This window comes from Bacillus sp. NPDC077411, from assembly GCF_044543425.1.
Lineage (GTDB): Bacteria > Bacillota > Bacilli > Bacillales > Bacillaceae_G > Bacillus_A > Bacillus_A bruguierae.
Window position 1 is genome coordinate 6,184 of the sequence record NZ_JBITWA010000010.1, and the last position, 26,031, is coordinate 32,214.

Consider the following 26,031-nt stretch of genomic DNA (forward strand, 5'->3'; position numbering starts at 1 on the left):
ATTTATATGTATAGAAGTTAAAAAACATCATAAATCTCTTTTCTTAAGGGGGACGAGAGCCTCTGGCCATGCGTAGAAGCGGTCAGTGCCTTATCCTGCCACATGCAATGGTTTAAAACAAAGGGAGAAAGTGAGAGCAAGTCTTTTTTTGTTCTGCATAGCAGCGATTTATATGTATAGAAGTTAAAAAACATCATAAATCTCTTTTCTTAAGGGGGACGAGAGCCTCTGGCCATGCGTAGAAGCGGTCAGTGCCTTATCCCTGCCACATGCAATGGTTTAAAACAAAGGGAGAAAGCGAGAGAAGAATCTTTTGTTCTGCATAGCAGCAATCTTTATGTCGAAAGGTCAAAATGAATTTCTATAAGTGGTTTTTATGAATGACTATTTTACTGTCTGTTAGAGCGCGACGAAAAGGGGATGAGATGAGTGAGAGAATCAATGTTAGGAATTATTAATGCGACAGAGAATTTTCCATCATTGCAGCAAGTAACAAATCATCGATCATTGGCGGTATTGCCGTTTGGCGGACGTTACCGTTTAATAGATTTTATGCTTTCCAATATGGTAAATTCTCATATTCATAGTGTAGCTATTTTCACAAGTCATAAAAATCGTTCTCTCATGGATCATCTCGGTTCTGGGAAACAGTGGGATCTAGATCGAAAACGCGACGGCTTATTTTTATTTCCTCCAAATTGCCAATGTATGCAAGATGAGTTTGGATCGTTTGCTCATTTTAGTAGACATATTGACTACTTTTTACGTAGTAAGCAAGAATATGTTGTGATTACAAATAGTCATGTTGTAACAGCGCTTGATTTCCAAGCTGTATTAGAGCGTCATTTATATACAAACGCACATATTACGGAAGTATGTCACCGTGGTAAGTCGCTTCAGACGTATGTACTAAAGAAGGAGTTATTATTACATTTGTTTGAGACGTATCAAGAACTGGGCTACTATAGCTTACTTGATGTTGTCAAAGAAAAACGAAATGCTTCGCTGCGTATGGAAAGATATGAGCATACTGGTTATGTGGCAGTCATAGATTCAATTGAAAGTTACTATAAACATAGTTTGGAGATACTGCAGCCGTGCATTTGGAAGCAACTCTTTAAAAAAGAGGCGCCAATTTTTACGAAAGTAAAGGATGAACCACCAACAAGGTACGGAAAAGAGGCAAGTGTACATAATACGATGATTGCTAATGGCAGCATTATTGAAGGGGAAGTAGAAAATAGCGTTGTCTTTCGTTCTGTAAAGATTGGAAAAGGCTCTATCGTTCGTAATAGCATTATTATGCAAAAGAGCCAAATTGGAGAGAATTGTATACTAGATGGTGTAATCCTTGATAAAGATGTAAAGATTGAAGATGGAACAATATTAACAGGTTCAAGTTATCCATTTGTTGTAGAGAAAGGAAAGATTCAAAGTAGTGATGTAACAATTCATTAAGATAAGAATTGAGAGGAGGAATCTGCATGCGCGGCATAGGTAAATGTAGTTTACCTATGCTTGACTATTGCGGAGAGACGACTACAGTGAATATTTTATTTGCAGTATCAGAGTGCGTACCATTTATTAAATCGGGTGGATTAGCAGATGTGGCTGGGGCACTTCCGAAGGCGTTACAAAAGCTTGGGATGAACGTGCGCGTTATGCTTCCATATTATAGTTTAATTCCGGAGCATATAAGAAAAAAATGTGTGCTTCATAAAGTGATTACGGTTCAGCTTGGCTGGCGTAATCAATATTGCGGTATTTTGAAAATGGAACATAAAGAAATTACGTATTACTTTATCGACAATGAGTATTATTTTAAACGTGATTCACTATATGGTCATTATGATGATGGCGAACGTTTTTCATTTTTCTCAAAGGCAGTATTAGAGTGCATTCCATATTTAGATTTTGAAGTGGATGTTCTGCATTGCCACGATTGGCATACAGCGATGGCAAATTTTTTATTGCGAGAAAAATATCGTGAGCAGCCATTATATGAAAAGATAAAGACGGTTTTTACGATTCATAATTTGCAGTTTCAAGGGGTGTTCCCGCGCATTGTTATGAATGACTTATTAGAGCTTGGTGATGAGTATTTTCATAGTGAACAACTTGAATTTTACGGAAACATTAACTTTATGAAAGGCGGAATTATTGCCTCTGATATCATTACAGCGGTAAGTCCGACATATAAAGAAGAAATTCAATATTCGTTTTTCGGAGAGAAGTTAGATGGTTTACTGCGTAAATATAACGATAAACTTGTTGGGATTGTAAATGGAATTGATGATGTGTTGTACAACCCAAAGAATGATAAAACGATAGCGACAATGTATGATGCAAATTCACTCTATAAAAAAAGAGAGAATAAACGTGCTCTGCAGCGTTATTTTGGATTACCAGAAAAAGAAGATGCACCAATTATTGCAATGGTTACTCGTTTAACGAAGCAAAAAGGATTAGATTTAGTGCGTCATGTTTTTCATGAAATCATGCAAGAAGATGTGCAATTTATTGTGCTTGGGTCAGGCGATAAAGAATATGAACAGTTTTTTGAACACATGGCATATGAATACTCAGATAAAGTGAAAGTGTATATTGGGTTTCATGAAGAACTGGCACATCAAGTATATGCCGGGGCCGATTTATTTTTAATGCCATCTTTATTTGAGCCATGTGGTCTTGGTCAGCTCATTGCTCTTATGTACGGGGCGATTCCAATTGTACGGGAAACAGGCGGTTTAAATGATACTGTTCAATCGTATAATGAAGCTACAAATGAAGGAAATGGCTTTAGTTTTACGAACTTTAATGCGCACGATATGCTGCATACAGTGCAGCGTGCTCTGCATTATTATCACGACAAAAAGGTATGGCAGTCTCTTATGAAACGTGCGATGACAGAGGATTATAGCTGGAAGCAGTCTGCACAGCAATATAAGGAGCTATATGAAAGCTTGTCCGGCTCACATCAAGAATCGCAGTCTAATAAGGAAGAAAAGAAGAGTAATCATAAGCAACCGATTTTTTCTGTTAACAAGTAGTAGGATAGAGCGAACCACCAGTGGAAAAACCATTGCTGGAAGTTTCACTTTGAAAGAGGTGAGAAAGTTGTTCTCAAATACAGAGAATTTTAAAGCTGCTTTTTTAGAAAAGCTCGAAACAATGTATGGGAAAAGTTTTAAAGATTCGACTGTGCAAGATCAATATAATACGCTTGGTCATATGGTACGTGAATATATTAGTCAGCGCTGGATTGGGACGAATGAACGGTACCGGACAGATAATCAGAAGCAAATGTATTATTTATCTATTGAGTTTTTATTAGGACGTTTGTTAGGAAGTAATATATTAAATTTAGGAATACGCGATGTATGTGAACGAGGATTAGAAGAGCTTGGGATTTATTTGCAAGATCTTGAGGAAATTGAAGCGGATGCTGGCCTTGGAAATGGCGGTCTCGGTCGTTTAGCTGCCTGTTTTCTTGATTCGCTTGCTTCGTTAAATTTACCAGGACACGGGTGTGGGATTCGCTATAAGCACGGTTTGTTTGATCAAAAAATTGTGGATGGTTATCAAATTGAACTGCCAGAGCAATGGCTGCGGCACGGAAATGTTTGGGAGGTACGAAGGCATGACCAAGCGGTGGAAGTTAGTTTTTGGGGACAAGTTGATACATTTCAGTCTGGTGGGCGTTTGGAGTTTCGGCACATTAATGCGGAAACGATTATGGCTGTACCGTATGATGTACCTGTTGTTGGGTATGAGACAAGTACTGTCAATACGCTGTGCCTTTGGAGTGCAGAGCCGGTTCCATTTCCGCCGAACTGCAAGGACGTATTAAAATATAAGCGAGAAACAGAAGCGGTGTCGGAGTTCTTATATCCAGATGATACGCATGATGAAGGGAAAATACTTCGTTTGAAACAGCAATATTTTCTTGTGTCGGCCAGCTTACAAAAAATTGTACGGTTGCACCGGGAACGAAATGGTACGCTTCGTAATTTGCATGAGAAAATTGCCATTCATATTAATGATACGCATCCGGTTTTAGCAATTCCAGAATTAATGCGCATTTTGCTTGATGAGGAAAAGATGAGTTGGGAAGATGCGTGGTACGTTACAACACATACGATTTCTTATACAAATCACACAACTTTATCGGAAGCGTTAGAAAAATGGCCGATTCATATTTTCGAACCGCTATTACCACGCATTTATATGATTGTACAAGAAATTAATGAGCGTTTTTGTCATGAATTATGGGACCGCTATTCGTATGATTGGAATCGTATCGAAAACATGGCAATTATCGCTCATGGGCTTGTGAAGATGGCGCATTTGGCAATTGTGGGCAGTCATAGTGTAAACGGCGTTGCGAAAATTCATACGGAAATATTAAAACAGCGAGAAATGCGGTTGTTTTATGAGTTTTATCCAGAGAAGTTTAATAATAAGACAAATGGAATTACGCATCGGCGCTGGTTATTAAAAGCAAATCCACAGCTATCGAAATTAATTTGTGACACAATTGGAACAGATTGGATGAAAGAGCCGGATCAGCTGCAAGCTTTAGAAAATTATAAATACGATGCAGCGTTTCAGGATTCGCTTCATAATGTAAAACAAGTGCGAAAAGAATTGCTAATGAAACGGATTGAAAAACAAACTGGTATTGTTGTGGATCCGTATTCCATTTTTGATGTACAAGTAAAGCGTCTGCATGCTTATAAGCGGCAATTGTTAAATGTATTGCATATTTTATATTTGTATAATCGTTTAAAAGAAGATTCTAGTTTTTCCTTTTATCCGCGTACATTTATTTTTGGTGCAAAGGCATCGCCTGGTTATTATTATGCAAAAAAGATTATTAAACTCATAAATGAATTGGCGCGAAAAGTAAATGATGATCCGTATGTCAATCAATATATGAAAGTTATTTTTCTAGAAAACTATCGCGTTTCACTTGCTGAAGATATTTTTCCAGCAGCAGATGTAAGTGAACAAATTTCAACTGCAAGTAAAGAAGCATCGGGAACCGGAAATATGAAATTTATGATGAACGGTGCGATAACGCTAGGTACGCTAGATGGTGCAAATGTTGAAATTAAAGAAGCTGTTGGGAATGATGCTATTTTTATTTTTGGTTTAACGGCTGAAGAAGTGCTGCATTATTATCAAAATGGCGGATACCGTGCAAGCGATTATTATCATCATGATACACGCATTCAAAAAGTTGTTAATCAGCTGACAAATGGTTTTTTTGAAGATGCGGGTGATGAGTTTGAAGCCATTTTTGATTCTCTCCTTATTCAAAATGATGAATATTTTGTTCTTCGGGATTTCGCACCATATGCAGATATGCAAGAAAAAGTTGGAGAAACATACGAAAATCGAAAAAAATGGTTAGAAATGAGTACGATGAATATTGCGAAATCTGGTCATTTTGCAAGTGATCGAACAATTTTGCAGTACAGTCATGATATTTGGAGAATCACAGAAGGTATGTGGGTGAGATAAAGTGGGGGGCTTACTGCCTAACAATATATCGGCGGAATCAGAGCATTTATCGGCGATTCGACACAAGCTAAAGACCCTTCGACGTTGTTCGACATGAAAAACGACTTGGAAAATTCCAAGTCGTTTTACTTTACTACAGAAATAGAATAGAACGTTGTATATAATATATAGATTCACTTTGATTTTCCAACATATAAACCGCTGCTATGCAAAATACAACATGCCCGCTACTGGCCTGCTCTTTTTGTTTTAAACATCGCACGTAGCAGAAAAAGGCCCTGACCGCTTCTATACATGGCCAGTTGCTCTCCCCACCTAAAAAAGGAGGGTTTATGTCGTTTTTTTAATTTGTATTTATATATACCGTGTCCATCGTAAATAAGTATAAAAGATTACTACAATTCTTCAAATGTATCCCTTTGAAAATGAGTAGAAATTGCCATTTTATATGTTGTAATGTGATGGTTTTTTATAAAGGAATGCATATTTTTTGTAAATGTCATACTACGATGGGTATGGGAATATTCCCATTCATTTTCTTCAAATTGTACTTTACGTGGAGGAAGAAGCGGAACAACATCAAATAGATTTACGAAACGAAAGCTATTGGCAACTTGTATTTTATAATAATTTCGAAAGGCGATATCACCGACTTTTGGAGAGCCGAAACTGTAGAGTGCGTAATGAGAGAATGAAGTGTTTACACGAGCATCTAGTATGTGCAAAGTAGCAAGGGCTCCTCCTAAACTATGTCCAGTAACGAAAAGAGCTTTAGAGGAAGACAAGGAAACGAGGGTATCCATAATTGTATCTCGGCATGATTCATAAATAGAAAGAAAACCGCTATGAACATGCCCACTGTTTGCAGTAAATGGGTACGGTTTTTGTTGGACGATAGAATCAGCAATCCAATCACGGTCTGATTGTGTCCCGCGAAAGGCTACAATAATTTGATCGTCCGACTCTAAAATGAATCCAAACCATTCTGTTTCTTGAATAGCTGTTGCTTGAAAGCCTTGTACATACCGGAAACCTTTCGGAATAGTAAAAATGCCATTTTGGTTATATTGCTCATATGTTAGTTCGCAGCATGTAGCTAACAATATAGCGGTATCCTTATGAAAGGATACAGAAGTTGGCATAGAAAAATCCTCCTCATGATGAAGTATAATTCAATATATGAGGAGGATATATGTTTCATTCTTTTACAAGATTATTCGCTTCCATCAAGAATGCGGCCGATCCCGCCAAGAATACTACCTTCTCCAGAGTTTTTTGCCCCTGGTCCTATGATGCGCTCCGCTAAGCGGCTTAATGTTAAGGATTGAACCCAAACTGTTCCAGGTCCTTGTAATGTTGCGAAGAATAGGCCTTCGCCGCCGAAGATTGCGCTTTTTACATTGCCAACAAATTGAATATCATAATCAACATCTTTCGTCATAGCAACAAGGCAGCCTGTATCAATTTTGAGTTTTTCTCCTGGCTTTAAATCACGCTGATAAACTGTTCCACCAGCATGCATGAACGCAAGGCCGTCACCTTCAAGCTTTTGCATAATAAATCCTTCGCCGCCGAAGAAACCACTGCCTATTTTTTTCGTAAATTCAATACCGACAGAAACACCTTTTGCAGCACATAGGAAAGAATCTTTTTGACAGATTACCTTTCCTTGATATTTCGTTAAATCAACAGGAATAATTTTCCCAGGGTACGGAGCTGCAAATGAGACGTGACGTTTTTCATACCCTGTATTTGTAAATACAGTCATAAACATGCTCTCACCTGTCACAAGGCGTTTTCCAGCACCAACAAGTTTGCCGAAAAATCCACCTGTTTGGGCGGAACCGTCACCAAATACCGTTTCCATTTCAATATTGTCTTCCATCATCATCATAGCACCAGCTTCAGCAACTACGCTCTCCTCTGGATCTAATTCAATTTCAACAAATTGCATGTCATCGCCATATAATTTGTATTCGATTTCATGTGCTTTCATCGTTTCACCTCAAGTAATAAATATGTATGAATATATTTATATTGTACCGGAATATCTTCAAATAGAAAATACAAGTTTTGTAAATTTTCAAACAAGATATTTCTGTTTTGTTTGACGTTTTATTTCGGGCATGATATAGTAAAAGAACTATTGAGCTGCATAATGTGGTACGGAAATAAAGCGTGTTCGTTTCAAAGCATTAGCTTGTGAGAAAATCATGATGTTTATCTCTACCTTTGTATGTAGTTTCCAATAGATAGATTTCTTTTTTATTTTAGGAGGTACATGCAATGCAAACAGGAAAAGTAAAATGGTTTAACGGCGAAAAAGGTTTCGGTTTCATCGAAGTTGAAGGTGGCGAAGATGTATTCGTACATTTCTCTGCAATTCAAGGCGAAGGCTTCAAAACTTTAGAAGAAGGTCAAGAAGTTTCTTTCGAAATCGTTGAAGGTAACCGTGGACCTCAAGCTGCTAACGTTACTAAAAAGTAATGATGGCAAAAAGAAACATTCCTAAATAAGGAATGTTTCTTTTTTTATGGCCTTGAACTGGACTCGTCTGAGGAAAGTTCGCCTTTAAATGTTCTTGCTTCGTAGTCATCTAGCATTTGTTCATATTCTTCGTGTTCTTCTGTAGCGTATACTTGCACGTTTTTTCCGTACATATCTGTTCCGATAAAGTTTTCAAAATCCTCAACATATCCGCGAGGTTCCTCGGCATCTACATACATCTCATCAAAATTTTTAGAGTCGCGGCGCTCTAAATCAGAAGGTGTTTCGGATGTTCCATATAAAGCAACGTCTTGCCAAGCATCTTCAGCGTCATATCCAACGGCACTATCCATATCATATTTACCAAAAGGCGGCTCGATAAGTTCTTCCTCAATCGGACGTGCGCCAAGGATTAGCTTATTATGTGTGTGTTCGATACAAGTGGTGGCGGTTGGCATGGCTTCTAAACGTTCAAGAGGAATTGGTTCACCTGATACTTCACAAACCCCATATGTTCCAGCTTCTATTTTTTCTAGGGCGTGTTTTACATCTGTAAGTTGTTTATGCCAAAATTCTACTAATCCTAAGTCCTTCTCGCGTTCATACAATTCTGTTCCCATATCCCCAGGATGATTATCATATGCAGAGAGTTCGCCAACTGCATCGCGTTCAGAAGCTTGCCCTGAATGCTCATGATTTTGCAGCGTATGTTCCAGCTCTTGTTTTTGCTTTTGTAGTACAGATTGAAAATGATCCATTTGTTGTGGAGTTAGCATAAAATCCACCTTCCTACAATTCGGTTTCTTTAAGTAGTATGAGCTCAATTGCAGGAATTATGAAAAATAATCCGTTAATATATCGGTGGTTCAACGTAATATAGAGTGAAACTCCCATCAGTAGGAGACTTACTGTGGGTTTAAAATAAAGTCGTGACATAAAGTGAAACTTTAATCAGTGGGGGTTTTCTTTATCCCCCACTGATTATTAGTTGAACCAATCGGGCTTTTACGGGCAGTTTATCTCTCGCCTAACTTCTTTGCTTTTGCTGAATTTTGAGGGGGGAGTATTACTGCCCGTTAATGCGGGATAAAAAAATTGCGAAGTTTTTCTCCTTTAAATGTTTTGTCTGAAGAGGATTTTTATGTAAGAACATCTAATATTGAAAAGTGTTTCAAGGAAGGATAAGTGATGGCATCTCAGTAAAAGCCCGCTCTTAATGCTATAAAAAGAGTGACAACAATAAGCAACCTTTTTTGTCGGTACACTAAACTATTGGAGGGATTAAAATGTTAAATGAAAATGTCGTCCTCTACACTGAAGAAAATGGTATCGCAAGAATTACACTAAACAGACCGGAAGCACTAAATGCGTTAAACCGAGATGTTCTTGAACAACTTTCGTCCGTCTTAGACAGGGTTAAAACTGATTCAGGTGTAAAGGCAGTGATAATCATCGGTGCCGGAGAAAAGGCATTTTCCGCAGGTGCTGACATTCAGTTTCTCAATAAAGCCACTCCGTTAGAAGTACGAGATTTAGCTCAGTTAGCTGTTACAGTTACTAATAAAATTGAGTCATTGGGAAAAGTAGTTGTTGCTGCCATTAACGGCTTCGCACTAGGAGGCGGACTGGAATTAGCTGAATCCTGTACGCTCCGTGTTTGTGCTAATCATGCTAGATTAGGACATCCTGAAGTCCGTATTGGAGCAGTTGCTGGTTTTGGAGGAACTACGAGACTGCCCAGACTTATAGGTAAGGGGCGTGCTACAGAACTATTGCTCACCGGAAACGTGATAAGCGCAGACGAAGCTTATAGAATAGGACTGGTTAATAAGATTGTTGAACCCGATAAATTACTATCAGAAGTAGAAACGCTTATTTTAGAAATTTTGTCTCAGGCTCCTATCGCAGTGAAAATGACTTGGGAGGCAATTCATCGGGGAGGTAATTTAACTTTAGAAGAATCCGCACTTCTCGGTGCAGATTATTTTGGTTTGATAGCGTCCACCGAGGACTTCAGGGAAGGAACTAAATCATTTCTAGAAAAGACCCAACCATTATTTAAAGGAAGATAGTTAATGAAAACAATCATGTGTGGATTTAAAATAAAGTTTGATGAAAATAACACAAAATCTTGGGATAACCCCTTGATTTTATTAAACTTTAATCCAATTCAACACTTACTGCTCGTTCATGCGGGATAAAGACGATTTGACAACATACAACATAAATGCACCTAAAAAACGCAAGTGCTTCTACACTTGCGCCTTTTTTATAGGAAATATCCAAGTAATAACCCAATTCCCATTAAAAATCCAAAAATTGTATTTGTTTTTGCTGTGGCAATCATCGCAGGTGCCATTTCCATTGGAATGCTCTTTCCGATAAAACCTTTCGTTGCTTTAAATGCCTTTGGAACACTTAAAAAGACTACAAGCATCCATGGCGAGGCAATACCGACAAGAATAAGGGCAATCGTCCATATATAAGAAATGATAAACATAGATGCCAATATGCTAATTGCATTGTTTCTTCCAACTAAAATAGCTAATGTTCTTCTGCCGTTTTCTTTGTCGCCATCTAAATCGCGAATATTATTCGCAAGTAGAATGGCTCCGATTAAAATTGCATTTGGAATGGAGAGTAATACAACTTCTGATGTTACCATTCCGGTTTGAATAAAGAATGAAATTCCAATAATAATAACACCCATAAATAGCCCCGCTGTTAATTCACCAAAAGGTGTATAAGCAATTGGAATTGGACCGCCTGTATATAAATAGGCAACAGCCATACATACAAGACCAAGTGCTGCGAGCCACCAACTGGAGTTCATACAAATGTAAACTCCTAATAGAATTGCAATGCCAAAGAATCCGAACGCTAAACTCAATACTGTTTTTGGCTGAATCCCATCGCGAACGATTGCACCGCCAATTCCAACAGATCCTTCATGATCGAGCCCTCTTTTGTAATCAAAGTATTCATTAAACATGTTTGTTGCTGCTTGTATGAGAAGGCAAGCAAGAAGCATGATAAGGAAAAGAGGCACATTTATTTTGTTAATACCTTCAACTTCCATCGCATAAGCTGTTCCAATAAAAACAGGCACAAAGGCTGCAGTTAATGTATGAGGACGTAATAAGCTCCACCAAATACGCCAGCCTGTTTGTTTACTTGGCTTTGGCTGCATGGAAGAGGGATTTATTTCAACTTTTGCATCCATATGGAATCCTCCTATCTGTCTATCGTATAAAATAAAATGAGTCCTAACACGGGGCAAAGCCCACAATTAAGTGTAGGAAAAGCGTCATATAGTGTCAACGTTTATTTTCTAGGAATGTACTCGGATTTTCTCAGAAATGCTAAACATTGACACACCTTTCATTTGAGGTGTATCTTAAAATCAAGCGTATTTATGACTATTTTTCGCCCATAGGGGGGAGATTTTGTGATTCAAACGAAACAACATGATGTAAAAGATGTGATTCTGACTGCAATTCAGCGCGCAGCTGAGAGACAAGTACTCGTTAGTTTTGTAAAGCAAGTGGAATGGGTCGATCCACTCCTTTTTTATGCAGCAGGAACACAATTTGGATATAGAGATAGATGTTACTTTGCAGACCCAGCACAGCACGTTATTTTCGCTGGAATAGGTTCTGCTTTTACTATAGCAAATTCTTCTAAAAAGCGCTTTCAAAATGCTCGCAGGGAGTGGGCAAAGGTGAGAGAAGAAGCGGTAATTCACCGCGGTGCTTATAAATTTGGGACAGGACCGCTTTTGTTTGGTGGTTTTTCCTTCGATCCGCGAAAAGAAAGAACAGACTTGTGGAAGACATTTGACGATACGACGTTGCAATTACCAGCCTTTTTGTTAACGGTAAAAAATGAAAAAGCTTGGTTAACGGTAAACCGTTTCGTATCTGGAAATGATTGTGCGGAAAAGATTTACGAGGAATTGCAAAGTGCTGAGAAGCAATTGTTGCAGCAAAGTAAGCATCCCTTTGCAGAAGAACATGTAACCATTCTTTCAAAAGTAGAGGTAGAACCGGAGAAATGGTTGCAAGCAATTAAACAAGTGCAGGAAGAAATGAAGCGAGGCGCTGTTCAAAAAGTTGTGTTAGCTCGTGAAATGCAACTTGTTATGGATAAAGATGTAGATTCGACTTCTGTTTTGGCAGCACTTCGTATTGGACAACCGGATTGTTACGTATTTGCGTTTGATTATAAAGGAACATGTTTCTTAGGAGCAACGCCAGAGAGGCTTCTTCGCAAAGAGGGAGAAACATATACATCTATGTGTCTTGCCGGTTCGATTGGACGAGGTGCTTCAGAAGAGGAAACGAAAGAGAATGGATACGAGCTTTTGCATGATAAGAAAAATTTAGCAGAGCATGCTTATGTTGTAAACATGATTCGCAGTGTGTTAACAAAGCATTGTGAAACAGTTGATATTCCATATGAACCGAGTGTATTGAAGACGAAAAATTTACTTCATTTATATACATCAGTAGAGGCAAACGGAAATGGTGATTTGTTAACGATTATTGAAGAGCTTCACCCAACACCAGCTCTTGGCGGGACGCCGCGAGAAGAAGCACTAAAACTCATTCGTGAAGTAGAACTATTAGACCGTGGTTTATACGGAGCGCCAATTGGCTGGATGGATGAGCAGGGAAACGGTGAGTTTGCGGTGGCACTTCGCTGCGGGTTATTGTCTGGCAAACATGCTTCATTATTTTCCGGTTGCGGTATTGTCATAGATTCGAAGCCGCATTTGGAGTATGAAGAAACAAGATTGAAATTTAAGCCGATGCTTTCTGCTTTGGAGGGACTATCTAGATGAGCGATCATATAGAAGCACTATCATATTACTTAGGCGCGTTTGTTGATGAATTGGCGCGCCTAAGTGTAGAGGATGTTGTCATTAGCCCGGGTTCGCGGTCAACGCCGCTTGCCTTATTAATGGCGCAGCATGAACAAATTCGCACATATTTACACGTAGATGAAAGATCAGCGGCCTTTTTTGCGCTTGGCATTGCGAAGGCAAAAAAACGCCCTGTCGCCTTGTTATGTACGTCAGGAACAGCGGCAGCAAACTATTATCCGGCTGTATGCGAAGCATTTCATTCGCGCGTCCCACTTCTCGTGTTGACAGCGGATCGTCCGCATGAATTACGAGATATTGGTGCACCGCAAGCGATGAATCAATTTCATTTGTTCGGTTCGTTTGTGAAACAATTTATAGAAATGGCACTTCCAGAAGCAGTAGAACCAATGTATCGGTATGCGCGGATGACAGCCGGACGAGCAGTAGCTGGGGCGTTGCAAACGCCAAAAGGACCTGTTCATCTAAACTTTCCGCTTCGTGAGCCGTTAATTCCGGACTTTTCTTTAGAAGAATTATGGGAAAAAGGACGCGGAGAATATGGCGCAACCATTCATCAAGGGAAAATAGCAGTGACGGACGAATATGCAGCATCTTTACGAGAGCGCCTTTCGCATATGGAAAAGGGGCTTATTGTATGTGGAGATGATAGTCATCCGAATATTGCAGAAGCTGTCGTGGCTTTTTCTAAAGCATACGGTTATCCGATTGTTGCAGATCCGCTTTCTGGGCTGCGCAGCGGTCTTCACGATAAAGAGACAATTATCGATTGCTATGACACTTTTTTACGTAACGAACAACTTCGTGATAACTGGAAACCAGATGTGATTATTCGCTTCGGTGGTATGCCGGTTTCTAAAGCACTTACGCAATATTTAAAAAAGCAAACGGAAGCATTGCATATTGTCGTTGATGAATCTGGAAATTGGCGAGATCCGGTGCTTATGTCCACAGAAGTTGTGTATGCAAATGACGCTACATTTTGTGAGCAGCTTGCAAATGATGCGAAGCAGCGAAGCGAACGAGAGTGGCTTCATATGTGGCAACATATGAATGCCGCAGTAAAAGAGAAGCTTACAGAAATGGAATGGTATGAGCACGCATTTGAAGGAAAGGTAATTACAGAACTTGTAGATGTTTTGCCGGAAGATGCAACTTTATTTGTAAGTAATAGTATGCCGATTCGCGACACAGATACGTTTTTCTTCACAAATGAGAAGAACATTGAAGTAGTAGCCAATCGCGGTGTAAACGGTATTGACGGCATTATTTCGACGGCGCTTGGAGTAAGTGTAGCTCGCAAGCCGCTCGTATTAGTCGTGGGAGATTTAGCGTTTTACCATGATTTAAACGGATTGTTAGCGGCAAAACTACATGATTTACATGCGACGATTGTTGTTGTAAACAATGATGGTGGCGGTATTTTCTCATTTTTACCACAGTATGGACAAAAAGAACATTTTGAAGCGCTATTTGGCACGCCGCTCGGACTTGATTATGAACATGTCGTGAAGATGTATAACGGTTCATTCCAGCGCGTACATACGTGGGAAGCGTTTCGTCATGAAGTAGAGCAAGGAACGAGAGAAGATGGACTGCATGTTATTGAAATAAAAACAGATCGCGAAGAAAACTTGCAGCTTCACCGCGACGTTATGAAAAGGGCAGCAGCAACTGTTTCACGAGCATTGCAAGGTGAAGAGAAATGAAAGTAAACGTACATGGTATTTCGTACGAATATGAAGTGATTGGAAGCGGTGAGCCGCTTCTTGTCCTTCATGGCTTCACCGGCAGTATGGAAACGTGGCGTTCGTTTGTTCCGGTGTGGAGCGAGCAGTTTCAAGTCATTTTAGTTGATCTGATCGGACATGGTAATACAGAAAGTCCAGAAGAAATCCAGCACTATCACATAGAAACGGTAGCTGCGCACCTCATTGCTGTGCTTGATCATTTGCAAATCGAGAAAGCGCATCTATTAGGGTATTCTATGGGAGGGCGCCTGGCGCTTACACTTGCTTGTTTATATCCAAAGCGTGTCTCGTCTCTTTTATTAGAAAACTGTACAGCAGGACTCACAGCAGAAGAAGAACGTAAAGAGCGCAGACAGAAGGATGAACAGCTTGCTGACAAGATTGAACGAGAAGGCGTTGCTGCTTTTGTTGAAAAGTGGGAAAACATTCCGCTTTTTGCTATGCAAAAAAAGCTGCCTCTCCATGTACAAGCTCGTGTACGTGAAGAAAGATTAGCGAATCATCCCAGGGGCCTTGCAAATAGCTTACGGGGCATGGGAACAGGAGCGCAGCCATCTTGGTGGAATGAACTAGAACACTTGCAAATGCCTGTCTTACTTATGAGCGGAGAATATGATGAAAAGTTCTTTCACATCTTAACAAAGATGAAAAAACAGATCCCTCATGCTGAATTTGTACAAATTATTGGATCGGGTCATGCAATTCATGTGGAACAACCGCAAAAGTTTGATACAATAGTAAGGGGCTTTTTACAAAACATAAAAGGAGGTAGAAATAAATGACGATTGAATGGGTAAAAGAAGGAAATTATGAAGATATTATTTATTCCACATACAATGGAATCGCAAAGATTTCGATTAACCGTCCTGAAGTACATAATGCATTCCGGCCAAAAACGGTAATGGAGTTAATCGATGCGTTTGCACATGCACGCGATGATCAAAATGTTGGTGTTATCATTTTAACAGGTGAAGGTGGCCGTGCATTCTGTTCTGGCGGTGACCAAAAAGTTCGCGGTCATGGCGGATACGTTGGCGACGATCAAATTCCACGTCTAAACGTATTAGATTTACAACGCTTAATTCGCGCAATTCCAAAACCAGTTATCGCAATGGTAGCAGGTTATGCAATCGGCGGCGGACATGTACTTCACATCGTATGTGATTTAACAATCGCAGCAGAGAACGCAGTATTTGGCCAAACAGGTCCAAAAGTAGGAAGCTTTGACGGCGGATACGGCGCTGGTTATTTAGCTCGTATGGTTGGTCATAAGAAAGCGCGCGAAATTTGGTACCTATGCCGTCAATACAACGCACAAGAAGCGCTTGATATGGGCTTAATTAACACAGTTGTACCATTAGAACAACTAGAAGAAGAAACTGTGAAATGGGCAGAAGAAATTTTAGCAAACAGCCCAATGGCACTTCGCTTCTTAAAAGCTGCATTTAATGCAGACACAGATGGCCTTGCAGGTATTCAGCAACTAGCTGGCGATGCAACGCTACTATATTACACAACAGACGAAGCGAAAGAAGGCCGCGATGCGTTTAAAGAAAAACGCCGTCCGGATTTTGGACAATTCCCTCGTTTTCCGTGATAAAAGCGAAGCCGACTGTTTAGACCCGTCGGCTAAGGTTCTCTCCCGCAGAAGGCGCTTTTTGTCTTCTCGCGGGGGAGGTTCTTAGACGGAAGGGTTTAGGAGGCGTAGCTGGATAAGATAAAAGCGAAAGCGGCTCGCTCAGAATCGCAGGGCGTTGGAGTACCCGACAGAGAGGCGCTTTTTGCCTCGTCCGAGGGTGCGAAACGACTGGAGATTCTAGCCGCTGTAGCTGGATAGTAATGAAAATGAGAAGAGACTTAATGAGAATTCATTAAGTCTCTTTTTTGCATAGTAGCTACAGTTCTCAAAATTGTTTATTTTATCCCGCTATTCGTGGGCGGTAAACTTTACATTTCAAGCGCTCAAATTAGAGGTTTTGCCCTATTCCTTTATTCATATGCTAATGTGGAAACAACAACAATATGTGATAAAAATATGGTTCATCACCATAACTTGTGGTGATGAACCTTTCTTCTTTATTTACATTTATAATATATGCACCTTTATCAATTGTCTTCGTTAGTCTCCACATATCGTACTCCTGTACTGCTACATTGAGCAACTACGGTTACAATTTGGTTTGTACGTTTAGCTGTATTTGATGAGCCTACAAGTTGAGTAAATCCGTTTTAGTTCACTTTACCCTCACTCACTACATCACTATCCAGCCAAAATACACCGCCACGACCGTTATCGAAAGCAAGCCAACGTGTTTTCCCCATGTAGATTGACATTTTTGACTCTAGCTTTTTATTCTTGTACGCTACTGCTGAATCAATCCAAGAAGCGTTTTTCACACCGTATGGTTTAGACCATACACTATGACTCGTATCGTTCGTTGTTACATGATATTCCCCGCTTTGTTCAGCTGCTTGGTTTGGGATTGCCTGAAAATCTACCCAACCAATATCATGACCATCTATGTTTATGTGACACCATAAAGTACGGTCGACTCTCATTCTTTTGTCTACATGCGCGAAGTTGTTCGCATAATCACTCGCATTACCTAGGTTTCTAGCCCCCTCTATCCCGTAAGGAATCGACCAAATGGCATGACCCTTTTCTATTTGGGGGATCACAGCAAACGTGTCTTCTTCATAGATAGACCGATCCACTAGTGTTTGAGAGTCTACCCAACCAAGTACGCGGTCTCCAACTTGGATTTTACACCAAGTTATGTAACCTACTTTTGCGGAGAATATCTTCACTTTTTGAACTATTTTTACAGGTTTCAAGCTATAATCACTTACAGAACCAACCCACTGTGCATCCTCTTCTCAGTAAGGTTGAGTCCATATGCTGTGACTTGATTTTAAGTTTCCTTTCACTGACGCCGCGCCATTACCGACAGGTTTGGGGTATGCATAATTCTCTGTTGCCTTTTTCAGGTCAATCCATCTAATCACACCATTTTCGTTCTCCACTTGCCCCCACTCTGTACCTTCAATTGTTACAGTTTTATTTACTAATACCTTTTCATATGCATATTGGCGAGTTGGAGCCACATATTTGCTATATGCAAGTCCATATGGCTTTGTCCAAATTGCATGATGATTTGAGTTTCTGATTTTTACCACCTTGAAGGATACAGACTTTACAGTGCGGCCATTATCTAATGCTTTATCGTGAATCCAACCGATATGTTTTCCATCTACACTAAATGCATACCACATTTGACCATTCATCTTTGCTTGTGCTGTTATTTTGATCGTATCAAAAGAGTATACATTTGAACTTGCAATATATTTTGCACCGCTCACACCGTAAGGTAAAGACCATACTCCATCGTTTGTATCTTGACCGACAATTTTGTCATTAATTGAGGCATTCGGATAACGCCGAGATTCAACTTCTGTTAGACCATTATCAAACAATTTACTTTCTACTCAACCAATTTCTTTTCCATCTACAGTAAACTGATACCATGTTGTATTCTCTACAACCATCTTTTGAGACAAATGCACGATGATACCTGTATATGCGTTTGCAGGACCTATATATTAAGAACCCTCTAAACCTTTTGGTTTCGTCCAAATACCGTTCTCACCGTCAGTGTTTATAAGAATATTATCTTTGCTTATGCGAGTAACTTCTGTCATTTGTGAAGATAACATTTTTTCATTTGTTACATCTTGTTTCGCTTTTTCTTCCTCGACTACTTTTAAGTTGTCAGCTTTCGTTTTGCTTTCTTTTTGAACACCTTGTTTTTCTTTTTCCTCTTGTTTAATTTGGTTACCCTCTTTACTGTTAGCTGTCTCTACTTGATCCTTTTGAACTTTCTCTTTTTGACCTTCTTGCTTTTGAATGTCAGTTTTAGGAGGGTTTTTCTTTGACTCTGTCTCTACTTGATCCTTTTGAACTTTCTCTTTTTGATCTTCTTGCTTTTGAATGTCAGTTTTAGGAGAGTTTTCCTTTGATTCTATCCCTTTTACCTCTACATTCGTTTGTAGGTTACCTTCGTTTTGGTTATGTGTTTCCGCACTTAATAATGATGGAGTCGATAACAGAACACTTACCCCTAATGCACCTGCAATGACCGTTTTACTTGATTTTGTGAACTTGTTTTCTTTACTCATTTGTCTCTCCCCTACTCCGTTTAGTAGTTTGTATCCTTTGTACTGAAAATCTTTAATATTAATATAGAATTATTATAATTTATTCAAAAATTAAGATTCAATAAATTTGTAGAAATAAATGGAAAAAAACCTTTCTGCACAAAGAAAGGTTTTTTCTTGATCCCATATAGTAAATTTAGAAATCATGCGGTACTTCCGTATTTTTGCGGTGAACCTCATTTTTGTCAAACATGTAGAAACCCTTACTAGGACAAGGTGGAGATAAATTGCCGTTATATCCGTAAAAATATTTTTAAATAAATCACGAATATATGTTCTGTTTTTGGTGTTTTATGGTATAATAAAGGAAAGGAGGGGGTGGAAATGAAATCTAAAAAAGGAATATGTAACCTGCCGAATTAAGGTCAAGAAAGATTATAAGTTATACTCTTACTTCCTAGAAATAGGTTAAAACGCAAAAAATCTCTACAATACAATAAACTTCTATATTTGCTAGTTATATACAGTTATGCGTGCTTAAAAGCTATTGCAACCACTTCAACAAGAAATTCTCCATACATTACAAGTATATATAGAAGTTATGAATGAAAATCAACTTCTTATGTATCAAAAACGTGTGCAAAGCAGAAAAAATCGGCAGAAAAATACAAATAAATTTTACCAATATTGGATATTTTATATACAAAAAGGTTTTCTAATTTTGTAACTATTGCTATAATAGAATTAGTAAAATTATAGTTGATTTTACAATTTTCGCAGATTGATAGGAGGAATATTTAATGGCTGGACAAATTCGTATGAGCCCAGAGGAGCTGAAATCAAAAGCAGCTCGTTATGGTAACGGTGGTAGCACTATTGAGGATATTCTACGCGATTTAACAAACTTACAAAGCGACTTACGCGGAGAATGGGAAGGTCGTGCATTTGAAGGATTTGACCGACAATTTATCGATTTAGCACCAAAGGTAAAAAACTTTGCCCAATTACTACATGACATCGAAAGACAATTGAAGGATACAGCAGATGCTGTGGCTCGTCATGATGAAGAATTATCTCGTAATTTTGGACTTAGCTAATTACGGTGATGTTATTAGTTGAGGGGATTTTTCATGCTTTACATATTAACGGGCGCGAGTAAATTCTCTTAGTAGTGAGCCACGCAGCAATGCTGCGTGGCTTACTTATTGGTTTTATTTGTAAAGCATGGAAGAGATACTACGATTTTTCTTGAGAGTATATAAAAAAATAAATATAAATGCTCAGTAAAAAAAGATAGAAGGTAGCTTGAAGTTTGTTTGCATTTATCCCGCATTAACGGACAGTAAGGCTCCTATTAATGGAAGTTTCACTTTACCTTGGGCATTAAAAGGAGTATCCGTTTTCGCAACCACCAAAAGCAAACGAATAACAGGACATAGACAAATAGTGTTTACTAGCAGGAGTGGTGATGTGTGAAGAAAATAAAGTGGAGCGTAGTATTTTTTATTATACTGACGCTTGCGCTGTCTACTGGAACCTCCTTTCTAGCGCTGAATCAAGTGAAGAAAGGAAAGAGCGATAAAGACACGCAAAAAATGACGGTTGCACTTGTTAACGAAGACCAAGGTGCAAGCCTGGGTGGCAAAAAGATTGAATTTGGTAATGAGTTTATTACGAGTGTTGAAAAAGATACTACACACGATTGGTATGTAGTTAGCCGCGGGGTAGCGGAAAGCGGACTAGCGCGTAACGTTTATAATATGATGATCGTTATTCCGAACGATTTTTCACAAAAAGCATTATCAATTGAGTCGAATGCACCGGAAAAAGTGACGCTTAACTACAAAGTAAATGCAACTGGTAATAATGATGTGAAAGCAGAAGCGGAAAAAACAGCAAGTTCGATTCTTGAAGATTTTAACCGCCGAATTATCGATGTTTATTTTGCTAGTATTATTGGAAACTTGCAAAACGCACAGGATAACATTACAACTCTTGTAAAAAAAGAACAAACTTACAGCAATATGTACAATGATGAGGTTCATAGCCCACTAGCTGGTTACACACAGCAGTTTAAAAGTGTGCAAGATCAAACAGGCGTGTCGAAGTCCAGTTTTAAGGGCTTACAAGAGATTTTAAACGGGTTTGGCAACAATTTAAATGAGGGTATGAAATCCAATCAAACATATCAGACAACCTTTGGTGATTTCAATAAAATGAAGGAAGCGAATGGCCTTGTTGTAAAAGACTTCACGACGCAGCTGACTCAGTTTGACCAAGGTATGAATACGACAGATATCTCGCAGCGATTTGTTAATTTAGAATCAGCAAATAAATTAATCTATGATCAATTTCAGTTGAAGGAAGATAAGCCTACTATTTTATCGAATTCAGATGCTATTAAAAATTATTTTGAGGATAACGGTAAAAAAGTTCGTGATTATAGCACAGAGTTGGACAATAAATTGGGGACAGACCTAGAGACAGCAATAACCGACAAGTTGAAGAAGGACATTCCAGATTACTCTGAAGGTAATTTCTTTAGTAAACCCGATGAGCATATGAATAAAAAAATCCAAGAGCTTATTGATCAGTTGCCTTCGCGAGATCAACATGATATTCAAAATATTGGTTTATCAGATGGGACTAAGAAAGAACTGGAAAATGTTATTGCCATCACAAATGAATATATCAAGGAAGAGGAAAAGGAAGAGGAAAAGGAAGAGGAAAAGGAAGAGGAAAAACCTTATATACCCAAGCAAAATGGCATTCCGCTTGCGAATATGGTACAAGATGTGAAGAAGAAGCTAGCAGATTCAGGTGTTGAAGTAACAGATAAAGCAGTACTACCTGCTACGAAAAAAGCAGGGCAATATATCACATTAAATGTACCAGAAACTTATGAAGTGACAAGTGTGAAACTGACTATCGGAGAAGAAAAAGGTTATACTCAGGAGTACCTTGAAAATAAAAAAATTGTTTTACCAGCTACAGACAAAAGCGATTTCGAAATCAAAGTGACATTACGTTTAAAAGACGTTAACAGTGATATTTCTATTTTTGAACCTGTAACTTGGAGTTGGAATTTGATACAAGAGGACACGGATAATGTCCTAAATCAACCACCACCTGTCATAAAACCAAGACCATCTGAACCGCCTATATTAAGTCAATCACGTGCAATCGCTAATCCGAAGTCTTTGAATAAGGTAGAGAAAAGTGATAGCCAGACAGGGGGAAATGACAGTCAAACGCAAAATGGTACTAGTCAGCCAGGAAAAAATAACGGCGAGACACAAATAGAACCGCCTCCTACACAAGATAAAAAAACAGGTACAGAAGATGAATGGAAACCTGTAAATAACAATTACATTACCCACCAAGTTATGTCACCGTTAGATAAGAATGAGGATCAAAATGTGACTAATAAACTTATACAAGCAGTTGAAGAGACGATTAAAAATTATCAAAAATTATCCAGCTTGTATAACTTGTATTACGGTATTGATGCGTCAGTTGATTTACCAGATTTTAGTGAAAAATCACTTACGGATATAGCTGGTGAAGACCGTGAAGATAAAAAATATCCATTATACTACCTGTTCAACAGAAGCAATGCACTTGACTTACTAGCAGAATATGTTGCTAAGCAAACGACAGAAAAAATAGGTGAACAAAAAACAGATTTGAAAACCAAAGTAGATGCTTACAGTCAATTGGTTGAGGAAGCAGGTAAAAAATCTCAAGACTTAACAAATGCAATTGAGCAGACAACTAAGCAAGCGAGTGTAATGAATACGGATCTTACACAGACCCTAAAAGATTTAGTAACATGGCGTGAAATAAGCCGTAAGCTAATTGAACAGCAAGGAAAAGTTGTGACAAATAGCGATGGTGAGCAAACGGCAACGCTTGCGTTAGACGGGGCATTCAAGTCTATTTTTGCACAAAGTCAAACACTGGCTGATCAATCGAAGGGTAACTTAATATCAGCTGACGATGTGTATAAAACGTTTGATAATATCGATAACCAAGCGAAAACGATTCAAGATAGTGGAAATAGATTAGTGAATCAGGCAACATCGCTTTCGATCGATCTTAGTAAGAAAGTGCTTGACGATAAAGATTTCTCGAAAAACTTTACAAAAGTTTTAGCAAATAGCCGTGTTGGCGAAAGACAAAATGAAAACTTATATAGCTTCCTTGCAAATCCAGTGCAAACGAAAAATGATGGTGTTGTTGTAGCAGCAGATGCGTTTACGCCATATTTATTAGTGCTCATTTGCTTTATTGTTTCTCTATTTACAGCTTATGTCATTTCAAACCAAGAAAGAAAGCGCATAGAAGAAAGTGCTTTTGAGGAAGAGTTGTCATTGGTACTGAAAAACGTACCAACTACGACTGTTCAAGTTGGTATTGGAATTGTAGAAGGGATTCTAATTGGCGGTATTTCAGGCTATTTATTGAAAATTGGTCATGCGAAGTTTTTAGTATGGATCAGCATTTTTACCATCACTATGTTAGTGCTGGTTCTCATTTCAGGCTACTTACTACGCCAAATGAAGATGATTGGAATGTTCATTCTACTAGCTACATTTAGCCTGTACCTGTTCCTGACAGATGCAGTTGGATTGAACCTTGATAAAATGTCGACTGCTGCTAAAATACGTGAATTTTCGCCACTTCAATATATTGAGAGTATGATCACTGGTTTTACAAATGACCGAGCAGATTGGCTGACTATTATGTATGGTTTAATTGCAGTTGCCGTTATTGGCCTCGTGGCAAACTTGTTTGTCATACACAAATACCGGGAAGAAGAAGGGGATGAACATGAAGCTGATTCTCATACGAGCTAGTTTCATTACTGCTTTTTTGTTGCTTATTCTTACACCGGTGTCCATTCACGCTGAGACGGATAGCTATCTTGAACATAACGGGAAGATGGATTTGAAAACTGATCGTGTTGAACAGACGAACCAGGAAAAAATTGAAAAGGAACAAAAGGAAAACCAAGAAACTGAACTCGATAAATATGCACCAGGCTTGTTTAAAGAACAAACAAAAGATGCAATTAAAGAGAAGCAAAAACAAATAGAGGGCGACACGAAATACTTAAATAAATCATTATTTGTGACATCAAACAAGAAGGATACAACTGTGAAGGATAAACAGAACAGCTTGTTTGCTCAAGATTATTCGGTTAGCACCGCTGTTAACGCTAGCCAAAACAAGAATCAACAAGAAACGGATCCTATTAGTAAGCAAATGATAGGAATCCTAGCTGCTGTGGTATTAGCAATTTGCTGCGGCATTTATGTTGTAATACGGAAAATTTGGCGGTAAGGGAGAAGAACGTATGGCAGGACAAACACATATTAATGTCACAATTGACTTTAATAAAGGGGATGGCAGATTATATGATCTGCGCATCCCTACCCATCAGCCTATCAAGCAACTGCTTATGAACATTGCTGAGGCGCTAAAGCTTGATGTGATGGAAGTTTCTCGCTGCGCTGTTAAGGTTGTTAATAAAGAACTGTTACTAACTGATGATGATCGATTAATTGATTATCAGATAACAGACGGGGATATATTAAAAGTTTTGTAAAACCATAAAAACCCCTTTCTTTATAGGTGGGTGAGAGCAACTGGCCGTGTGTAGAAGCGGTCAGTTCCTGTTTCTGCCACGTGCGCGGTTTAAAACAAAGGTAGAAGGCGAGAGCAGGTCAGGTTTCTTTTGCATAACATTGACTTATGTGTTGAAAAAACAAAATAGATTTATATAGGAATGTAAATTGAAAAACTGATATAAAATCCTTTCGTTTGGATGGACAAGAGCAACTGACCGTGCGTAGAAGCGGTCAGGGCCTGTTCTTACCACGTGCAAAGGTCAAAACAAAGATAGAAAGAAAAAGCAGGTCACTTCTACATAGCAGCGACTTATATGTTGAAAAAACAAAATGGACTCATATAGAAAAGAACATGACAAAGAGGAGTAAAGGACTATGACAGAAAGAACGATTCAGCTAGATTCGATGCAGTATCTATTTGAAACGACTGAACATGTACGGAAATTGAAGTTATCGAAATCACAGACGCGTGTTAAGGACATACGGCAACTGGAGTTAATCACGGAAAAATCTAATTTCTTTGTACCAGCTACAGTAGAAGATCATGAAGATATGTTTACATTCGAATTCGACGTTAAGGAACAAACAAGGGAATGGCAAGATGTACAAAAACTAGGTAAAAACGATAAATTACGACTATTACTTAATGTTGCTCGTTTTCAAGAGTGTTTACAAACTCGAAAAACTTTCTTCCTTCATCCAGACAATATCGTATTCGATGACAATTATATGCCATATCTTGTTTATCGTGGTATTCGTGATATCGTACCACCGTATCGCTTAGATGATGCGAAATTTTTACGCCAGTATAAATGTTTAGTTGTTGCGCTATTCTCGAAGAAATATAGTTTTGATGAGTTATATTCTGGTTCATTGGAAAATGCGAAGGATACAGCGTTTGATCGTAGTGTTGTTGATGCTAGTACGTTTAATGATCTTGTAAAGTTGTTAAATGATCATTACAGAAGAGAACAAACGACAACAGAGAAAAATATGCAGCTTGTGCCGAAAAAACGATTCCGTTTATTTAAACGATTATCCATTTCGATGATTGTTGCTTCGATTGTTCTTGCTGTGCCGCTTGGCTATTTCAGCTTTGTGAAAATGCCGTATCAAAATAAATTGTTAGAAGCAGATAAGAATTTCTTAGCGACAGACTACGATAAAGTAATTAACACTTTAAAGGAGCAAGATCCTGAGAAACTGCCAGATGCCTCTAAGTATGTTTTAGCTTCTTCATACGTGAAAGCAGAAAAATTAACAGATGATCAAAAAGCAGCAATTATGAAGAATGTGAGTCTAAAAAGTGATAAAAATTATTTACTATATTGGATTTACAACGGGCGCGGGGATTTCTCAAAGTCTTTAGATCTCGCGAAATATATTGATGACCCGCAATTGATTATGTACGGATTAATTAAACAAATCGAACAAGTGAAAAACAATCCAAAATTAACTGGCTCGGCGCGTGAAGAAAAAGTACAGAAATATCAGAAAGAATTGGAAGAATACCAGAAGAAATACAATACAGATTCCTCAGGTGACTTATCAAATAAAAATCCATCAGGAAATAAAGCGAACTAAGCATTATACG

24 protein-coding genes and 1 pseudogene are annotated in these 26,031 nt (G+C 38.6%); 15 read left to right on the forward strand and 10 right to left on the reverse strand.

Going from position 1 to position 26,031, the window contains the following annotated elements:
- The first annotated feature begins 429 nt into the window (after positions 1-429).
- The 3 genes from ACIGHG_RS14125 (at position 430) to ACIGHG_RS14135 (ending at position 5,526) form a co-directional block, all read left to right on the forward strand.
- Positions 430-1,458 carry a GlgC family sugar phosphate nucleotidyltransferase gene (locus ACIGHG_RS14125; protein WP_396548977.1) on the forward strand — a complete coding sequence of 343 codons (1,029 nt, stop codon included), beginning with the start codon at positions 430-432 and terminating at the stop codon, positions 1,456-1,458.
- An 86-nt stretch (positions 1,459-1,544) separates the two neighbouring features.
- On the forward strand, positions 1,545-3,050 hold the full coding sequence (glgA, locus tag ACIGHG_RS14130) for a glycogen synthase GlgA (RefSeq protein ID WP_396549119.1): 1,506 nt from the start codon (positions 1,545-1,547) through the stop codon (positions 3,048-3,050).
- 67 nt (positions 3,051-3,117) lie between these two features.
- Positions 3,118-5,526, forward strand: coding sequence for a glycogen/starch/alpha-glucan phosphorylase (locus ACIGHG_RS14135; RefSeq protein ID WP_396549121.1), 2,409 nt, complete (start codon positions 3,118-3,120; stop codon positions 5,524-5,526).
- 395 nt (positions 5,527-5,921) lie between these two features.
- Here ACIGHG_RS14135 and ACIGHG_RS14140 read toward each other — a convergent pair whose 3' ends face one another.
- Entirely contained in the window at positions 5,922-6,668 is a 747-nt protein-coding gene (locus ACIGHG_RS14140) for a lipase family protein (RefSeq protein ID WP_090919246.1), read from the reverse strand.
- 71 nt (positions 6,669-6,739) lie between these two features.
- A complete protein-coding gene (locus ACIGHG_RS14145; protein WP_090919249.1) occupies positions 6,740-7,522 on the reverse strand; it encodes a TIGR00266 family protein in 783 nt (260 codons plus the stop codon).
- Between the two features lie 290 nt (positions 7,523-7,812).
- Between ACIGHG_RS14145 and cspD the strand changes: the two genes are divergently transcribed.
- Complete coding sequence (gene cspD, locus ACIGHG_RS14150) at positions 7,813-8,013, forward strand: cold-shock protein CspD (protein WP_035432508.1); 201 nt, start codon at positions 7,813-7,815, stop codon at positions 8,011-8,013.
- Positions 8,014-8,057: 44 nt separating this feature from the next.
- Here the strand turns inward: cspD and ACIGHG_RS14155 are convergent, their stop codons facing one another.
- Positions 8,058-8,789, reverse strand: a complete 732-nt coding sequence (locus ACIGHG_RS14155) for a yteA family sporulation protein (RefSeq protein WP_396548980.1) — start codon at positions 8,787-8,789, stop codon at positions 8,058-8,060.
- 510 nt (positions 8,790-9,299) lie between these two features.
- Between ACIGHG_RS14155 and ACIGHG_RS14160 the strand changes: the two genes are divergently transcribed.
- Complete coding sequence (locus tag ACIGHG_RS14160) at positions 9,300-10,085, forward strand: enoyl-CoA hydratase/isomerase family protein (protein ID WP_396548982.1); 786 nt, start codon at positions 9,300-9,302, stop codon at positions 10,083-10,085.
- Positions 10,086-10,088: 3 nt separating this feature from the next.
- Positions 10,089-10,214, forward strand: coding sequence for a hypothetical protein (locus tag ACIGHG_RS14165; RefSeq protein WP_396548984.1), 126 nt, complete (start codon positions 10,089-10,091; stop codon positions 10,212-10,214).
- A gap of 68 nt (positions 10,215-10,282) precedes the next feature.
- Here the strand turns inward: ACIGHG_RS14165 and ACIGHG_RS14170 are convergent, their stop codons facing one another.
- Positions 10,283-11,236 (reverse strand): 1,4-dihydroxy-2-naphthoate polyprenyltransferase, encoded by a 954-nt coding sequence (locus ACIGHG_RS14170; protein ID WP_336473569.1) that lies wholly within the window; start codon positions 11,234-11,236, stop codon positions 10,283-10,285.
- 225 nt (positions 11,237-11,461) lie between these two features.
- Between ACIGHG_RS14170 and ACIGHG_RS14175 the strand changes: the two genes are divergently transcribed.
- The 4 genes from ACIGHG_RS14175 to menB are packed head-to-tail and all read left to right on the forward strand — an operon-like array spanning position 11,462 to position 16,246.
- On the forward strand, positions 11,462-12,856 hold the full coding sequence (locus ACIGHG_RS14175; protein WP_396548986.1) for an isochorismate synthase: 1,395 nt from the start codon (positions 11,462-11,464) through the stop codon (positions 12,854-12,856).
- Positions 12,853-14,607 carry a 2-succinyl-5-enolpyruvyl-6-hydroxy-3-cyclohexene-1-carboxylic-acid synthase gene (gene menD, locus ACIGHG_RS14180; protein ID WP_336473571.1) on the forward strand — a complete coding sequence of 585 codons (1,755 nt, stop codon included), beginning with the start codon at positions 12,853-12,855 and terminating at the stop codon, positions 14,605-14,607. The genes ACIGHG_RS14175 and menD overlap by 4 nt, the downstream gene beginning before the upstream one ends.
- Complete coding sequence (gene menH / locus ACIGHG_RS14185; protein ID WP_336473572.1) at positions 14,604-15,431, forward strand: 2-succinyl-6-hydroxy-2,4-cyclohexadiene-1-carboxylate synthase; 828 nt, start codon at positions 14,604-14,606, stop codon at positions 15,429-15,431. The genes menD and menH overlap by 4 nt, the downstream gene beginning before the upstream one ends.
- The gene (gene menB, locus ACIGHG_RS14190; RefSeq protein ID WP_090919266.1) at positions 15,428-16,246 is read left to right on the forward strand and encodes a 1,4-dihydroxy-2-naphthoyl-CoA synthase; all 819 of its coding nucleotides are present in this window, start codon (positions 15,428-15,430) and stop codon (positions 16,244-16,246) included. The genes menH and menB overlap by 4 nt, the downstream gene beginning before the upstream one ends.
- Positions 16,247-16,649: 403 nt before the next feature.
- Here the strand turns inward: menB and ACIGHG_RS14195 are convergent, their stop codons facing one another.
- The 6 genes and pseudogenes from ACIGHG_RS14195 to ACIGHG_RS14220 form a co-directional block, all read right to left on the reverse strand.
- Entirely contained in the window at positions 16,650-16,781 is a 132-nt protein-coding gene (locus tag ACIGHG_RS14195; RefSeq protein ID WP_396548988.1) for a hypothetical protein, read from the reverse strand.
- A gap of 97 nt (positions 16,782-16,878) precedes the next feature.
- On the reverse strand, positions 16,879-17,364 hold the full coding sequence (locus tag ACIGHG_RS14200) for a GW domain-containing glycosaminoglycan-binding protein (protein WP_396549123.1): 486 nt from the start codon (positions 17,362-17,364) through the stop codon (positions 16,879-16,881).
- A gap of 12 nt (positions 17,365-17,376) precedes the next feature.
- Positions 17,377-17,505, reverse strand: a pseudogene (locus tag ACIGHG_RS14205) (GW dipeptide domain-containing protein); the annotation flags it as partial.
- 21 nt (positions 17,506-17,526) lie between these two features.
- Complete coding sequence (locus ACIGHG_RS14210; RefSeq protein ID WP_396548990.1) at positions 17,527-18,123, reverse strand: GW domain-containing glycosaminoglycan-binding protein; 597 nt, start codon at positions 18,121-18,123, stop codon at positions 17,527-17,529.
- Between the two features lie 12 nt (positions 18,124-18,135).
- Positions 18,136-18,246 carry a GW dipeptide domain-containing protein gene (locus ACIGHG_RS14215; protein ID WP_396549125.1) on the reverse strand — a complete coding sequence of 37 codons (111 nt, stop codon included), beginning with the start codon at positions 18,244-18,246 and terminating at the stop codon, positions 18,136-18,138.
- A gap of 3 nt (positions 18,247-18,249) precedes the next feature.
- A complete protein-coding gene (locus tag ACIGHG_RS14220; protein ID WP_396548991.1) occupies positions 18,250-18,825 on the reverse strand; it encodes a hypothetical protein in 576 nt (191 codons plus the stop codon).
- A 779-nt stretch (positions 18,826-19,604) separates the two neighbouring features.
- Here ACIGHG_RS14220 and ACIGHG_RS14225 point away from each other — a divergent pair.
- The 5 genes from ACIGHG_RS14225 to essB all read left to right on the forward strand — a co-directional run bounded on the left by ACIGHG_RS14225 (position 19,605) and on the right by essB (position 26,021).
- On the forward strand, positions 19,605-19,901 hold the full coding sequence (locus ACIGHG_RS14225) for a WXG100 family type VII secretion target (RefSeq protein ID WP_396548992.1): 297 nt from the start codon (positions 19,605-19,607) through the stop codon (positions 19,899-19,901).
- Positions 19,902-20,276: 375 nt separating this feature from the next.
- Positions 20,277-23,663: a type VII secretion protein EsaA gene (esaA, locus tag ACIGHG_RS14230; RefSeq protein WP_396548994.1), complete on the forward strand. Its 3,387-nt coding sequence runs from the start codon at positions 20,277-20,279 to the stop codon at positions 23,661-23,663.
- Positions 23,638-24,150: a type VII secretion protein EssA gene (gene essA / locus ACIGHG_RS14235; RefSeq protein ID WP_396548996.1), complete on the forward strand. Its 513-nt coding sequence runs from the start codon at positions 23,638-23,640 to the stop codon at positions 24,148-24,150. Before esaA ends, essA begins: the two co-directional genes overlap by 26 nt.
- Positions 24,151-24,163: 13 nt before the next feature.
- Positions 24,164-24,415 (forward strand): EsaB/YukD family protein, encoded by a 252-nt coding sequence (locus ACIGHG_RS14240; protein WP_098917902.1) that lies wholly within the window; start codon positions 24,164-24,166, stop codon positions 24,413-24,415.
- Between the two features lie 397 nt (positions 24,416-24,812).
- Positions 24,813-26,021: a type VII secretion protein EssB gene (essB, locus tag ACIGHG_RS14245; RefSeq protein ID WP_396548998.1), complete on the forward strand. Its 1,209-nt coding sequence runs from the start codon at positions 24,813-24,815 to the stop codon at positions 26,019-26,021.
- Positions 26,022-26,031: the final 10 nt, after the last annotated feature.